Origin of the sequence: Streptomyces nymphaeiformis, assembly GCF_014203895.1 — a bacterium.
GTDB classification, from domain to species: Bacteria; Actinomycetota; Actinomycetes; order Streptomycetales; family Streptomycetaceae; genus Streptomyces; species Streptomyces nymphaeiformis.
Genome location: NZ_JACHJY010000006.1, coordinates 334,482 through 347,384, shown reverse-complemented (window position 1 = coordinate 347,384; position 12,903 = coordinate 334,482). Strand labels below are relative to the sequence as shown.

The window sequence follows — 12,903 nt, the reverse complement described above, 5'->3', positions numbered from 1 at the left end:
GTCCGTCCTTCCGTCCTTCCGCACGAGGAGAGCCATGACCGCGGTACCCCCTGCCCAGAATCAGGCCGAGGACGGCCCGGAGGGCGGCTACGACTACGACGTCCTGGTCGTCGGCTCCGGCTTCGGCGGTTCGGTCACCGCCCTCCGCCTCACCGAGAAGGGCTACCGGGTCGGCGTCCTGGAGGCCGGGCGCCGCTTCACCCGTGCGACCCTGCCCAAGAACTCCTGGGACCTGAAGAACTTCCTGTGGGCCCCCGCCCTCGGCCTCTACGGCCTCCAGCGCATCCACCTGCTCGGCAACGTCATGGTGCTCGCGGGCGCCGGCGTGGGCGGCGGCTCCCTCAACTACGCCAACACCCTCTACGTACCGCCGAAGCCCTTCTTCGACGACCCGCAGTGGAAGGACATCACGGACTGGCAGGAGGAGCTGCGGCCGTACTACGACCAGGCGAAGCGCATGCTCGGCGTCCGCATCAACCCGACGATGACCCCCTCCGACGTGCACCTGAAGTCCGCCGCGCAGGCCATGGGCATCGGCGACACCTTCCACATGGCGCCCGTCGGCGTCTTCTTCGGGGACGGCGAGGACGCCGACGGCACGACGAGGGCCAAGCCCGGCAGCGAGGTCGCCGACCCCTACTTCGGCGGCGCGGGCCCGGCCCGGCGCGCCTGCACCGAGTGCGGCGAGTGCATGACCGGCTGCCGCCACGGCGCCAAGAACACCCTCAACGAGAACTACCTGTACCTCGCCGAGAAGGCGGGGGCCACCGTCCACCCCATGACCACCGTCGTCACCGTCACCGAGGACTCGCGGGGCGGCTTCGCGGTGAAGACCCTGCCGACCGACAACCGCAGGAAGGGCGCCGGCCGGACCTTCACCGCCCAGCGGGTCGTCATCGCGGCCGGCACGTACGGCACGCAGACCCTGCTGCACCGGATGAAGGACAGCGGACTGCTGCCCCGGATCTCGAACCGGCTCGGCGAGCTCACCCGCACCAACTCCGAGGGCCTGGTCGGCGCCCAGACCACCGACCGCCGCTACCGCAAGAAGCACGGCAAGGAGAAGGCCGACTTCACCAGAGGCGTCGCCATCACCTCGTCCGTGCACCCCGACGAGAACACCCACATCGAGCCCGTCCGGTACGGCAAGGGCTCCAACTCGATGGGCAGCCTGACCGTCCTCCAGGTGCCCTACGGGGCCCATCGGGTGCGCAGCTGGTTCCTCAACCTGCTCAAGCACCCGACGCTCGCCGTCCGCTCGCTCTCCAACTGGCACTGGTCCGAGCGGACCATCATCGGCCTGGTCATGCAGTCCCTCGACAACTCCCTCACGACCTACCGCAAGCCCGGCGGACTCGGAAAGGGCCTGCTCACGGCCCGCCAGGGGCACGGCGCACCCAACCCGGTCCAGATCCCGGAGGCCACCCAGGCAGCCACCCTCCTCGCCGAGGAGATCAACGGCTTCGCCGGCTCCAACGTCGGCGAGCTGATGGGCACCCCGCTCACCGCGCACTTCCTCGGCGGCTGCCCGATCGGCGCCGACGGCGAGACCGGCGTCATCGACCCGTACCACCGGCTCTTCGGCCACCCGGGGATCTCCGTCGTCGACGGCGCGGCCGTCTCCGCCAACCTCGGCGTCAACCCGTCCCTGACGATCACGGCCCAGGCGGAGCGCGCCATGTCCTTCTGGCCGAACAAGGGCGAGGCGGACCCGCGCCCGCGGCAGGGCGAGGCGTACGCGCGGATCGCGGCCGTCGAGCCGAAGTCGCCCGCCGTCCCGTCCGAGGCCTTCGGCGCCCTGCGGCTGCCGTTCCTGGGGATGCCGGCGGTCCCGCCGAAGAAGGACTGACGTCCGACACGCGTAGATGGAAAGGGCGCTGCACCCCCCTCCGAGTGCAGCGCCCTTCCAGCTTTGGTGTTGCTGCATAGATGACCTGCGACCGGAGGGATTGGTTGTAGCGGTTGCACAGGTTCTTCATGTGACGCGCGTCACGTTCTGATGCGGGTCGTGAAAAGGGCCCCGCGCTCGCGATTCCGGTCGCGGCGCGGGGCCCTCGGGGTCGGCACCGGTGTCAGGGCAGCGGCGGTGCCGAGCGGGGCGGCGCCGGGGGTCGCGCCGCAGGGGGGGAAGGGGATCGGGGGATCAGGGGGACGGGAGGGTCGGGAGATCGGCCGGTTGCGGCCGGCCCCGGGCGTCCCCGGGACCGACCGCCCTTTCTGGGTGACCGGGCTGCTGTCCCCTGCTGTCCGGTCACACGCGCTGGTGCGAGGTCCCACGACGTACCGGAGAGGTACGCCACACGCCCCAGCGAAGCCACGCGTGGTTTCTTCGGGCCCGCCCCTGGCTGGCACGGACATCCGGACCAACGAAGCCCGGCCGGAGCCGGTCACGCGCCGTACGGGTGAGAGCCGTACCGAACGCGGGTACGGGCACGCACCCGGATGCGTTTCCAGGGGCTCTTCGGATGGGGCCCGTGGCGGCTTCGTCGGCGGCTTCTCAGGCGGTTTCCTCGGGTGCGGCCCCGGGCGGCTTCGCCAGCGGCTTCTTCAGATGCGGCCCCGGCACAGCTCCAGCATCGTCATCGCGAGCGCCGTGCCCGGCTTGCCCAGCGCGTCCCTGTAGTGGCCGAGGACCTCCATCTCGCGGGCCAGGTTCACCCGGCGGCCGCCCGAGGAGATCCGGGCCTCCTGGATGACGGCCGAGACGGCCACCCGTTCCTGGATCAGGCCGATGATCCGGTCGTCGAGCGCGTCGATGCGCTCCCGGGCGTCGCCGATCAGCGCCGCCGCCTCGTCGGTGCGGGCGCCGGTCTTCTCGGTCTGGGTCATGGCGGTCATGTCGGGGCTCCTCGTGGTGTCGGGTCCGGAGCCCCGGGGCGACATCGCCCGGAGACAAGCAGAACGCCCCGGGCCTTGTCGGCCCGGGGCGCCTGGGAAGTCGCTTGTCAGTTGCTCAAGCAGCACGACCATGGCAGCCGGTGGGCCGGTTGCCATAGGTAAAGACGAAGGTCGAGTACTTGCGCATGGCGACAGTATGGACCCTTCCGCGCACCCCGGGACAACCCGGGTTCGGATGGTGAGACGAAAAGAGACACCGGCGCGCCGGTAGAATCGACAAATAGCCCCCCTTCGAGGGAACCCTCAAGGCCCCCCCGGGGAACCTCAGGGAAATCCCGAGAGACCCCCGAGAGACCCCCGGGGAACCGCTCCTACCGCCGGAAGGCCGCCGTAGTGTCATCAGCGACTCCCGCTGCCGCGCCCGACGTCTCCAACCCGGACGTAGTCCTCGTTGTCGACTTCGGCGCCCAGTACGCCCAGCTCATCGCCCGTCGCGTCCGTGAGGCGCGGGTCTACAGCGAGATCGTCCCGTCCACCATGCCGGTGGCCGAGATGCTGGCCAAGAACCCCAAGGCGATCATCCTCTCCGGCGGCCCGTCCTCCGTGTACGCCGAGGGCGCCCCGCGCCTCGACCGCGCGCTGTTCGAGGCGGGCGTCCCCGTCTTCGGCATGTGCTACGGCTTCCAGCTGATGGCGACGACCCTCGGTGGCACCGTCGACAACACCGGCGCCCGCGAGTACGGCCGGACCCCGCTGCACGTCTCCAAGGCCGGCTCCACCCTCTTCGAGGGCACCCCGGTCGAGCAGTCCGTGTGGATGTCGCACGGCGACGCCTGCTCCGCCGCCCCCGAGGGCTTCGCCGTCACCGCGTCCACGGACGTCGTGCCGGTCGCCGCCTTCGAGAACGACGAGAAGAAGCTGTACGGCGTCCAGTACCACCCCGAGGTGCTGCACTCCACGCACGGCCAGCAGATCCTCGAGCACTTCCTCTACCGCGGCGCGGGCATCGAGCCCAGCTGGACCACGGGCAACGTGATCGAGGAGCAGGTCGCGGCCATCCGCGCCCAGGTCGGCTCCAAGCGCGCCATCTGCGGTCTCTCCGGCGGCGTCGACTCCGCCGTGGCCGCCGCGCTCGTGCAGAAGGCCATCGGCTCGCAGCTCACCTGCGTGTACGTCGACCACGGCCTGATGCGCAAGGGCGAGACCGAGCAGGTCGAGAAGGACTTCGTGGCCGCCACCGGCGCGAACCTGGTCGTCGTCGACGCGCAGGAGCGCTTCCTGGACGCGCTCGCCGGCGTCTCCGACCCGGAGACCAAGCGCAAGATCATCGGCCGTGAGTTCATCCGCGTCTTCGAGCAGGCGCAGCTGGAGATCCTCCAGGAGGAGGGCCCCGAGGTCGCGTTCCTCGTGCAGGGCACCCTCTACCCGGACATCGTCGAGTCCGGCGGCGGCACCGGCACCGCCAACATCAAGTCGCACCACAACGTGGGCGGCCTCCCCGACGACATCGAGTTCGAGCTCGTCGAGCCGCTGCGGCAGCTCTTCAAGGACGAGGTCCGCATGGTCGGCCAGGAGCTCGGCCTGCCGGAGGAGATCGTCCAGCGCCAGCCGTTCCCCGGCCCCGGCCTCGGCATCCGCATCGTCGGCGAGGTCACCAAGGAGCGCCTGGACCTGCTGCGCGAGGCCGACGCCATCGCCCGCGAGGAGCTCACCGCGGCCGGTCTCGACCGCGAGATCTGGCAGTGCCCGGTCGTCCTCCTCGCCGACGTCCGCTCCGTGGGCGTCCAGGGCGACGGCCGCACCTACGGCCACCCGATCGTGCTGCGTCCCGTCTCCTCCGAGGACGCCATGACGGCCGACTGGTCGCGCCTGCCCTACGAGGTGCTCGCCAAGATCTCGACCCGCATCACGAACGAGGTCGCCGACGTCAACCGTGTCGTCCTCGACGTCACGAGCAAGCCGCCGGGCACCATCGAGTGGGAGTGATCCCTCCCGCACGCCGTCGAAGCCGTCGTCCCGGACCTCCGGGCGGCGGCTTCGTCGCGTCCGGACGTCCCGGGGTTGGCGGCTTCATCGTGTCCGGACGTCCCGGGGCCGGCGGCTTCATCGTGTTCGCGTCGGGACTCTGGTGACTTGACCGGCCGGGCGTTACCTTCCCGCGCATGAGCGTGATACCGGACCCCGTACCCGTCGAACGGCTCCACTTCGCCCTGCCGCCCGTCCACGCGACGGCCGAGGAGGAACGCACCCACCGCAAGCAGCGGCTCGCCGGCGCGCTCCGGGTCTTCGGGCGGCTCGGGTACGAGGAGGGCGTCTCCGGCCACATCACCGCCCGCGACCCGGAGTACCCCGACTGCTTCTGGGTGAACCCCTTCGGCGCCCCCTTCGAAGAGCTCACCGCGAGCGACCTCATCCTCGTCAACGGCGACGGTCAGGTCGTCCGCGGCGGCCACCACGTCAACCAGGCCGCCTTCACCGTCCACGCCCAGGTCCACCGCGCCCGGCCCGACGCCGTCGCCGTCGCCCACACCCACTCCGTCCACGGGCGGGCCCTCGCCGCGCTCGGCGAACTCCTCGACCCCCTCACCCAGGAGGCCTGCGCCTTCTACCAGGACCACGCCCTCTACGACGCCTACACCGGCGTCACCGTGGACGCCGAGGAAGGCCGCAGGATCGCCGTCGCCCTCGGCACCTTCAAGGCGATCGTGCTCCGCAACCACGGACTGCTCACCGTCGGCACCTCCGTCGACGCGGCCGCCTGGTGGTTCATCGCCCTCGAACGCTGCGCCCAGGTCCAACTGGCCGCGCGCACCGCCGGCAAACCGGTGCTCATCGACCACCGCGACGCGGTCGCCACCCGGGAGCAGCTCGGCAGCGACCTCGTCGCCTGGATCAACTACCAGCCCCTGTGGCGCAGGATCAGCCGAACGGACCCCGAACTCCTGTCGTAACACCATCGCTTCACCCTTCTGTACGTCAATGAGATGGCGCGGCAATCACTCTTCGGCGGGGCGCACGCGGCAGGCGCGGGAGCCATCGGTGCGGCACAATTCCCTGCAATCAACGGCTGGTTGACCCTTCGGGGCGCGCCGGGACGCATCGAAGCGGGCCGTGAAGTGAGCTCGGGAGTGAGCACCGTGGCGGTTCAAGAGGCGAGACAGTACGGCGAGCACGCGACGGCCTGTGCCGGCTGCGCGCACTGCGGGCAGACCGGCCACCGGCGCGCCGTCGCCGCCTTCCTGGCCCGGCGCGACGAGCTCGCCGCCGGGCACGGCGTCCCCGCGGCCGTCGCCCACTCGCCGGTCGCCGCCCGCCAGTGGGTCTCCGACGAGCTCGCCCAGTCCGCCCGCGCGGTGGCCGTGCGCGGCCGGGAGGCCGGGCACGCCTGGCTCGACCACGTCCGGCGCGGGGGTCTCGGCGCGGTCTGGGGCGCCGTCCTCGCCCTCCTCCTCGGCCAGGCCCTCACCGCCATCGACGGCGGCTGGACCGGGGCCCGCACGGCGGGCCTGTGCACTGCCCTGGTCCTCGCCGTCCTGCTCAGCGCCGCCGCCCACGCCCACCGGGCCCGCGGCGGTCTCCTCGCCCCGCTGATCGGCGAGGACAACCGGCTCTCCACCACCCGCGCCGTCGCCGCCGGCTGGCTGCTGCTCCTGGCCTACGCCCTCCTCTTCCTCGCCTTCCGATCACCGGGCACGACCGCCTTCGCCCTCTCGCGCGGCGCGGGCCTGCTCACGGTCCTCGCCCTCGTCGCCTCCGTCACCGTCACCGCCCGTCTCGTCGTCGTCCTGGGGATCGCGGCCGGCCGCCTCCAGAAGGTGCGCGCCGACCGGCCCCGCGCCGGCGACCTCGTCTGCGACGACAGCGGCCGGGCCGCCCTCGCCGACGTCCAGTACCTCCTCGTCTCCGGCGCCGTCCTCGCCCTGGCCGCCGTCGGTCTGGCCCGCGACCCCGACCGGCTCCCCGAGGTGCCCTGGTCCCTCGTGCTGCTCGTCGGCGTCTCGGCGGCCTGGCACGTCGCCGCGAAGTGCACCGAGGGCGTCCGCCCCGCGATCCACTCCGTGGTCCGGTCCCGGGAGGCGGGCGACCTCGACGCCCCGATCCGCACGGGCGACGACATCGAGATCCGCGGCTGCGGCTTCGTCCCGCCGGGCGCCGCCGCCCCTGACCCGCTGACCCGTCTGGTCGTCCGCATCGGCCCGGTCCACGCCCATGTACCACTGGTCCCGGTCCCCGGCGGCTTCGCCAACCCCACCGACACGTCCCTGACCGTCCCCCTCCCGGCCGACGTGGAACCGGGCCGGGTGGAGGTCTCGGTCGTCACGGCGGCCGGCGTGGAGACCAACCGGGTCACGATCGAGGTCCTGGACTGAACGTCCGGCCCCACCTTCCCGTGTCCTCGACGCAGGGTGCGAGGAGAATCGACCCGCGAACAGCCGTACGGGGCGTGGAGAGGTGACCGACGATGACGGGACAGACGGACCGACCGCACGACAGGGACGACGACCCGACGGGCCCGGGCCCGGCCGGTAACGGTGGGCGATTCGTCGAGCGGAAGGCGACCTTCGACGTGTGGCGGGCGACCGCCTCCCGCTATGCCCTCCTTCCGCTGCGGATCTTCCTCGGGGTCACGTTCGTCTACGCCGGACTCGACAAGCTCACCGACTCCGCCTTCTTCGCCGACACGGGCAGCGGCTCCATCGGCGAGATGATGCGCGGCGTCCGTGACAGCTCCGCGATCCCCGCCCTCGTCGACCTCGCCCTCAACAACCCGACCGGCTTCGGATACGCCATCGCCTTCGGAGAGCTCGCCGTCGGGCTCGGAACCCTCTTCGGTCTCTTCGCCCGACTGGCCGCGCTCGGCGGCGCGCTGATCTCGCTGAGCCTCTGGCTGACCGTGAGCTGGCAGGTCCACCCGTACTACCTCGGCAACGACCTGATCTATCTGATGTCCTGGCTGCCGCTGCTGCTGGCCGGGGCCCCGGTGCTCTCACTGGACCGGCTCCTCGCCGAACGGCGCCGTATTCGATAGGCGACCCAGGTCGCGAGGGCGGCGATGCCCAGGCCGCCGCAGAGGACGGGGATCACCGTGTACCACGGGGTCGTCCAGGCGCCGGCGGCGTCACCCGCGTAGGCGGCGGCCAGGACGAGGGCCGTCAGGCCGACGAGCAGTCGGCCGGGGCGGAACTCATGAAGCAGCACGGGTGACCTCCACCTGTCCGAGTCCGACCTCGAGCGAGAGGTCCAGGGTGCCCGCCGGGGCGGTCCCGGCCGGCGGGGTGAGCGTCCGGGTCACGTCACGGCCCGGCGCGATGTCGATGTCGCCGGGGGGCGCGCCCGGCAGCTGCAGATCGCCCAGGCCCACCTCGGCGTGCAGCTTCACCACCGCGCTCTTCGGGACGATCACCTTGAGCTGTCCGGCGCCGACCCCGACGTGCGTCGTCACGGTCGTGCCGGCCGGGAGCGGGAGCCGGGTCAGGTCGAGCGTCCCGACCCCGCTGCCCAGCTCGTAGTCCGGCTGCACGGCGGCGACCGAGGCGGGCCGCCAGGTCTCGCGGACCCACTCGGTGCTGATCCGGTCGGGCAGCGCCGTGGCCAGTGCCAGGAGGCCGGCCGTGACCACGGTCAGGAAGACCGTGCCGAACCCGGTCCGTCCGAGGAAGCTGCTGACGACGAGGCCCAGGCCGAAGACCGCGAGCGCGGCCGCGAGACCGGCCTGCAGGCTGGTGCCCAGCGGGTGGGTGTCCCACGTCAGGCCCGTCCCGAGACCGCCCGCTATCAGCGCGAGCAGGAAGACGAGGCCCCCGATGGAGAGCGGGCTCCGGCGGACGGAGGGTGCCGGCCGCCCGGGCTCCGACGGGCCGGGGCCCCACTGGCTGCCCGGCTTCGGCACCTCGCCGTTCACCCGGCCGTCCTCGTCCAGGATTCCGTGCGGACCCCACATGTAGCCGACGGCGATCTTGCCCGTCGAGCCGTCCTTGACGATCGGGTCCTTCCACCAGGAGGGGGACTCGAAGATCGGCGGGGCCTTGGTCTCGGGCGGCGCCTCGGCGACCGTGAGGCCGGCCGCGGTGTCCGACCGGCCCTCGGTCTCGCCGCCGACCCGCCGCCGCTGCGACCAGACCGCCGACCCGTACACGGCGAGCGACAGAATGAGCGCGAAGCCCAGGACCGTGCCGCTGTGCAGCGTCGACAGGAAGATCCCGCAGCCGATCAGCGCCATCAGCAGGGCTGCCAGGGAGGCCCCGGACACGCGGCCCATCAGCAGTCTGCGGCCCTCGCTCTCGTCCTCTCCCGCGAGCGGGATCAGCAGCCACGCGAAGCCGTAGAAGACAAGGCCCAGGCCGCCCGCCACCGACAGCACGCCGATCACCACCCGGAATATCACCGGGTCGAGGTCGAAGCGCCGTCCGAGACCTCCGCAGACGCCGCCCACGACGTTGCTGCCGCGCGAGCGCCGGAGCGGCGGGGCGGGATCGGCCTCCGCCGGCGGCGGGGCCTCGTGCTGCGAAGGCATCGAACTCGTCATGCCTCCATGGTGACGGCCGGTGACGTTCCGCGGCACCGGGGCCGACCCTGGCCCGACCCTGATATTCACGGGCCCTCCGCCCCCGAGTCGTTACCAGGGATGATCTCAGGGCCGACCCTGATGTCCGGGGCGGGCCGGACGTGTGACGATCGGTGCATGTCCGCAACCGCTCGTGTCACCGAGACCGACGAACCACCCGTGCGCAGGCTCTACCGGAGCGCCGACGGGCGGTGGCTCGGCGGTGTCGCGCGGGGCCTCGCGGGCCACCTCGGCCTGCCGGTCGTCTGGGTGCGCGCGCTCTTCGTGGTGCTGTCGTTCTCGAACGGCCTGGGCATCGTGCTCTACGCGGTCTTCTGGATCGTCGTCCCGCTCGGCGTCGGCGGAAGGTCCGCCCCGCGCTCCCTCTTCGAGACCACGTCGGACGGCCGCCGCAGACTCCGCAAGCCCGACCGGGGCCAGGTCGTCGCCCTGATCGCGCTCGGCATCGGCCTCGCGGCCCTCGCCGGGAACATCAGCGTCGACAACGAGACCGGACGCTACATATGGCCCCTGATCCTCATCGCCGCCGGCGTCGTCCTCGTCTGGAGACAGGCGGACAACGCCCGCCGGGCCAGCTGGACCGACCCCGGGCGCCACAAGCGCGCGCTCCAGCTCGTCCGCGGCCTCGTGGGCGTCGGCCTCGTCGGCACCGGCCTCGCGGTCTTCGTGGTGGTCCGCGGCTCCGTCGCCCAGCTCGGCACGGCCGTGACCGCCGCCGTCGCGGTCCTCACCGGCATAGCGCTCCTCGCCGGCCCCTGGCTGGTCCGCATGTCGCAGGACCTCAACGAAGAGCGGACCATGCGCATCCGCGCCCAGGAGCGCGCCGAGGTCGCGGCCCACGTCCATGACTCCGTGCTGCACACCCTGACCCTGATCCAGCGCAACGCCGACGACGCCGGCGAGGTGCGCCGCCTCGCCCGCGCCCAGGAGCGCGAGCTGCGGAACTGGCTCTACAAGCCCGAGGGCACCGGCAGGGACGAGGAGCCCGAGACCCTCGCGGAGGCGGTGAAGAGAGCGGCGGCCGAGGTCGAGGACAAGCACGGGGTCCCGCTGGAGGTGGTCGTCGTCGGCGACTGCCCCCTCGACGAGAAGCTGACCGCGCAGATGCAGGCCGCACGCGAGGCGATGGTCAACGCCGCGAAGTACGGTGGCGAGGGCGGGGCCGTGCAGGTGTACGCCGAGGTGGAGGGCCGTACGGTCTTCGTCTCGGTGCGGGACCGGGGACCGGGCTTCGACCTGGATTCCGTGCCCGAGGACCGGATGGGCGTACGAGAATCGATCATCGGCCGTATGCAGCGCAACGGCGGTACGGCCCGGCTGCGGTCACCGCAGGGCGGGGGCACCGAAGTGGAGCTCGAGATGGAGAGGGCGGACGGATGAGCGACGAGACCGGAGCGGCGACCGGAACCGATGCGGGGGCACAGGGCACGGAGCGCCGGGTGCGGGTGGTGCTCGTCGACGACCACCGGATGTTCCGCACCGGGGTCCAGGCCGAGATCGGCCGGACCGACGTCACCGGCGTCGAGGTGGTCGGCGAGGCCGCCGACGTCGACCAGGCGGTCACGGTCATCACCGCGACCCGCCCCGAGGTCGTCCTCCTGGACGTCCATCTGCCGGGCGGCGGCGGCGTGGAGGTGCTGCGGCGCTGCGCGAGCCTGATGGGCGCGACCGAGGACCCGGTCCGCTTCCTGGCCCTGTCGGTCTCGGACGCGGCCGAGGACGTCATCGGGGTGATCCGGGGCGGCGCCCGCGGCTATGTCACCAAGACGATCACCGGCACCGACCTGGTCGACTCGATCTTCCGGGTCCAGGAGGGCGACGCCGTCTTCTCGCCGCGCCTCGCCGGCTTCGTCCTGGACGCCTTCGCCTCGACGGACGCGCCCCCGGTGGACGAGGACCTGGACCGGCTCACCCAGCGGGAGCGGGAGGTGCTGCGGCTGATCGCCCGGGGATACGCGTACAAGGAGATCGCCAAGCAGCTCTACATCTCGGTGAAGACGGTCGAGTCGCACGTCTCGGCGGTGCTGCGGAAGCTCCAGCTCTCCAACCGGCACGAGCTGACCCGCTGGGCCACCGCCCGCCGCCTGGTCTGACCCGCCTGATACGAGTCGCCGGGTCTGTGCCGCCCGCCCGAGGCGCCTGGCCCGCCCGAGGCGCCTGGCCCGGGCGGGGCTCAGCCGATTCGGGTCGCGCCGGCGAAGGGCATCTCGTCGATGGGGGCGATCCGGACCGGTGCGCCCGGGCGGGGGGCGTGGATCATCTGGCCGCCGCCGATGTAGAGCCCGACGTGGCTGATCCCGGAGTAGAAGAAGACGAGGTCGCCGGGGGCGAGCTGGGAGCGGGAGACGCGTCGGCCGGCGTTGATCTGGGTGTACGTCGTGCGGGGCAGGGAGACGCCGGCCGCGCGCCAGGCCGCCTGGGTGAGGCCGGAGCAGTCGTACGCGGAGGGTCCCGTCGCCCCCCACACGTACGGTTTGCCGAGCTGGGCGCGGGCGAAGGAGATGGCGGCGGCGGCCCGTCCGTCGGGGGCGCTCACCGGTTCGCGCTCGCCGCCCGAGGAGCGGTCGGCCCGTACGGTCGAGGAGCCGCCGGCCGTGCCCGTACCGCTCGGGCCGTCGGTCCGCGTCGAGGCGTCGGCGCCCGCGCCGGAGCCGTCCCGGGCCGCGGCGGCCGCCTCGTACCGTGCGCGTTCCTCCGCGGTCAGCCGGGCGAGGAGGTTCCTGGCCTCCGCCAGCTTGCCGACCACGGTGGCCTTCTGGCGGCGCAGCTCCGCCTCCTGCCCGCGCAGCGCGGTCAGCTTGTCCGCCGACTCGCCGCGCAGCTGCCGGATCGCGGCGAGCTCGTGCCGTACGGCCGTGATGGCGGCCGCCTGCCGGTCCCCGGCCTTCTCGGCGAGCGCGGCCCGCTCCAGGTACTGGTCGGGATCGGAGGTGAGGACGAGCTGGACGGCGGGGTCGAGCCCGCCGGAGCGGTACTGGGCGGCGGCCATGGCCCCGAGTGCGTCCCGGGCGGTGTTGAGGCGTTCGGTCCTGCGGGCGGCCTCGTCGCGCAGCCGGTCGAAGGCGGCGCGCGCCTCGTCGGCCTTCTCCTTCGCCCCGTTGTACCGCTCGGTCGCGACCTCGGCCTCCTCGTAGAGCCGGTCGACCTTCGCCTTGACCTGGGCGGTGGTGGGCCGGGGGTCCGCGTGTCCGGACCCTTCGAAGAGCGTCGCCGTCGCCGCCGAGGCGAGGGCGAGGGTGGCGGCGGTGCGGACCGCCGAGGCGCCGAGAGGAGACTGTTTGGACTTCCGGTGCGCTGCCACGAGGGCGGGTCACATCCTCTTCCCTGAGGGGGACGGTGCCCGCCGGGCCGACGGCGGACCGCACAGGGGAGACGGGCCGCCGCCGGGTTTTCTCGGCGGGGGTGACCGACGGCCGCCGGATCGCCGACGGTGGTGGGGAGCCGGTCACCTGGTGGAGGACGCTAAACGCGGGGTCACGGCCGGACGGGGAGTTGACCGC

Annotated in this window: 10 protein-coding genes; 7 read left to right on the top strand and 3 right to left on the bottom strand. The window is 72.6% G+C overall.

Annotation, left to right across the window (positions count from 1 at the left end; all coding sequences use genetic code 11):
* Positions 1–34: 34 nt before the first annotated feature.
* Positions 35–1,849 (top strand): GMC oxidoreductase, encoded by a 1,815-nt coding sequence (locus GGE06_RS22160; RefSeq protein WP_116159291.1) that lies wholly within the window; start codon positions 35–37, stop codon positions 1,847–1,849.
* Between the two features lie 698 nt (positions 1,850–2,547).
* On the opposite strand, the gene GGE06_RS22155 is transcribed toward GGE06_RS22160, so the two are convergent.
* Positions 2,548–2,838, bottom strand: coding sequence for a chorismate mutase (locus tag GGE06_RS22155; protein ID WP_116159290.1), 291 nt, complete (start codon positions 2,836–2,838; stop codon positions 2,548–2,550).
* 393 nt (positions 2,839–3,231) lie between these two features.
* On the opposite strand from GGE06_RS22155, the gene guaA reads away from it, so the two are divergent.
* The 4 genes from guaA (at position 3,232) to GGE06_RS22135 (ending at position 7,867) form a co-directional block, all read left to right on the top strand.
* A complete protein-coding gene (gene guaA / locus GGE06_RS22150) occupies positions 3,232–4,824 on the top strand; it encodes a glutamine-hydrolyzing GMP synthase (protein WP_116159289.1) in 1,593 nt (530 codons plus the stop codon).
* A 176-nt stretch (positions 4,825–5,000) separates the two neighbouring features.
* Entirely contained in the window at positions 5,001–5,789 is a 789-nt protein-coding gene (locus GGE06_RS22145) for a class II aldolase/adducin family protein (protein ID WP_116159288.1), read from the top strand.
* Positions 5,790–5,975: 186 nt separating this feature from the next.
* The gene (locus GGE06_RS22140; protein WP_376773573.1) at positions 5,976–7,208 is read left to right on the top strand and encodes a hypothetical protein; all 1,233 of its coding nucleotides are present in this window, start codon (positions 5,976–5,978) and stop codon (positions 7,206–7,208) included.
* A 92-nt stretch (positions 7,209–7,300) separates the two neighbouring features.
* Positions 7,301–7,867, top strand: coding sequence for a DoxX family protein (locus GGE06_RS22135; RefSeq protein ID WP_116159286.1), 567 nt, complete (start codon positions 7,301–7,303; stop codon positions 7,865–7,867).
* Positions 7,868–8,023: 156 nt separating this feature from the next.
* Here the strand turns inward: GGE06_RS22135 and GGE06_RS22130 are convergent, their stop codons facing one another.
* Complete coding sequence (locus tag GGE06_RS22130; protein WP_116159284.1) at positions 8,024–9,364, bottom strand: PspC domain-containing protein; 1,341 nt, start codon at positions 9,362–9,364, stop codon at positions 8,024–8,026.
* Between the two features lie 156 nt (positions 9,365–9,520).
* On the opposite strand from GGE06_RS22130, the gene GGE06_RS22125 reads away from it, so the two are divergent.
* Both GGE06_RS22125 and GGE06_RS22120 read left to right on the top strand, forming a co-directional pair.
* Complete coding sequence (locus tag GGE06_RS22125) at positions 9,521–10,783, top strand: ATP-binding protein (RefSeq protein WP_116159283.1); 1,263 nt, start codon at positions 9,521–9,523, stop codon at positions 10,781–10,783.
* Positions 10,780–11,496: a LuxR C-terminal-related transcriptional regulator gene (locus tag GGE06_RS22120; RefSeq protein ID WP_116159282.1), complete on the top strand. Its 717-nt coding sequence runs from the start codon at positions 10,780–10,782 to the stop codon at positions 11,494–11,496. Before GGE06_RS22125 ends, GGE06_RS22120 begins: the two co-directional genes overlap by 4 nt.
* Before the next feature lie 80 nt (positions 11,497–11,576).
* Here the strand turns inward: GGE06_RS22120 and GGE06_RS22115 are convergent, their stop codons facing one another.
* Positions 11,577–12,704, bottom strand: a complete 1,128-nt coding sequence (locus tag GGE06_RS22115) for a C40 family peptidase (RefSeq protein WP_116159281.1) — start codon at positions 12,702–12,704, stop codon at positions 11,577–11,579.
* Between the last annotated feature and the right edge of the window lie 199 nt (positions 12,705–12,903).

Excerpts from the sequence above, each read along its gene's own strand:
- GGE06_RS22160 (WP_116159291.1), top strand. The coding sequence starts at position 35 with ATGACCGCGGTACCCCCTGCCCAGAATCAGGCCGAGGACGGCCCGGAG.
- GGE06_RS22145 (WP_116159288.1), top strand. The coding sequence starts at position 5,001 with ATGAGCGTGATACCGGACCCCGTACCCGTCGAACGGCTCCACTTCGCC.
- GGE06_RS22155 (WP_116159290.1), bottom strand. The coding sequence starts at position 2,838 with ATGACCGCCATGACCCAGACCGAGAAGACCGGCGCCCGCACCGACGAG.
- GGE06_RS22125 (WP_116159283.1), top strand. The coding sequence starts at position 9,521 with ATGTCCGCAACCGCTCGTGTCACCGAGACCGACGAACCACCCGTGCGC.
- GGE06_RS22135 (WP_116159286.1), top strand. The coding sequence starts at position 7,301 with ATGACGGGACAGACGGACCGACCGCACGACAGGGACGACGACCCGACG.
- GGE06_RS22120 (WP_116159282.1), top strand. The coding sequence starts at position 10,780 with ATGAGCGACGAGACCGGAGCGGCGACCGGAACCGATGCGGGGGCACAG.
- GGE06_RS22130 (WP_116159284.1), bottom strand. The coding sequence starts at position 9,364 with ATGACGAGTTCGATGCCTTCGCAGCACGAGGCCCCGCCGCCGGCGGAG.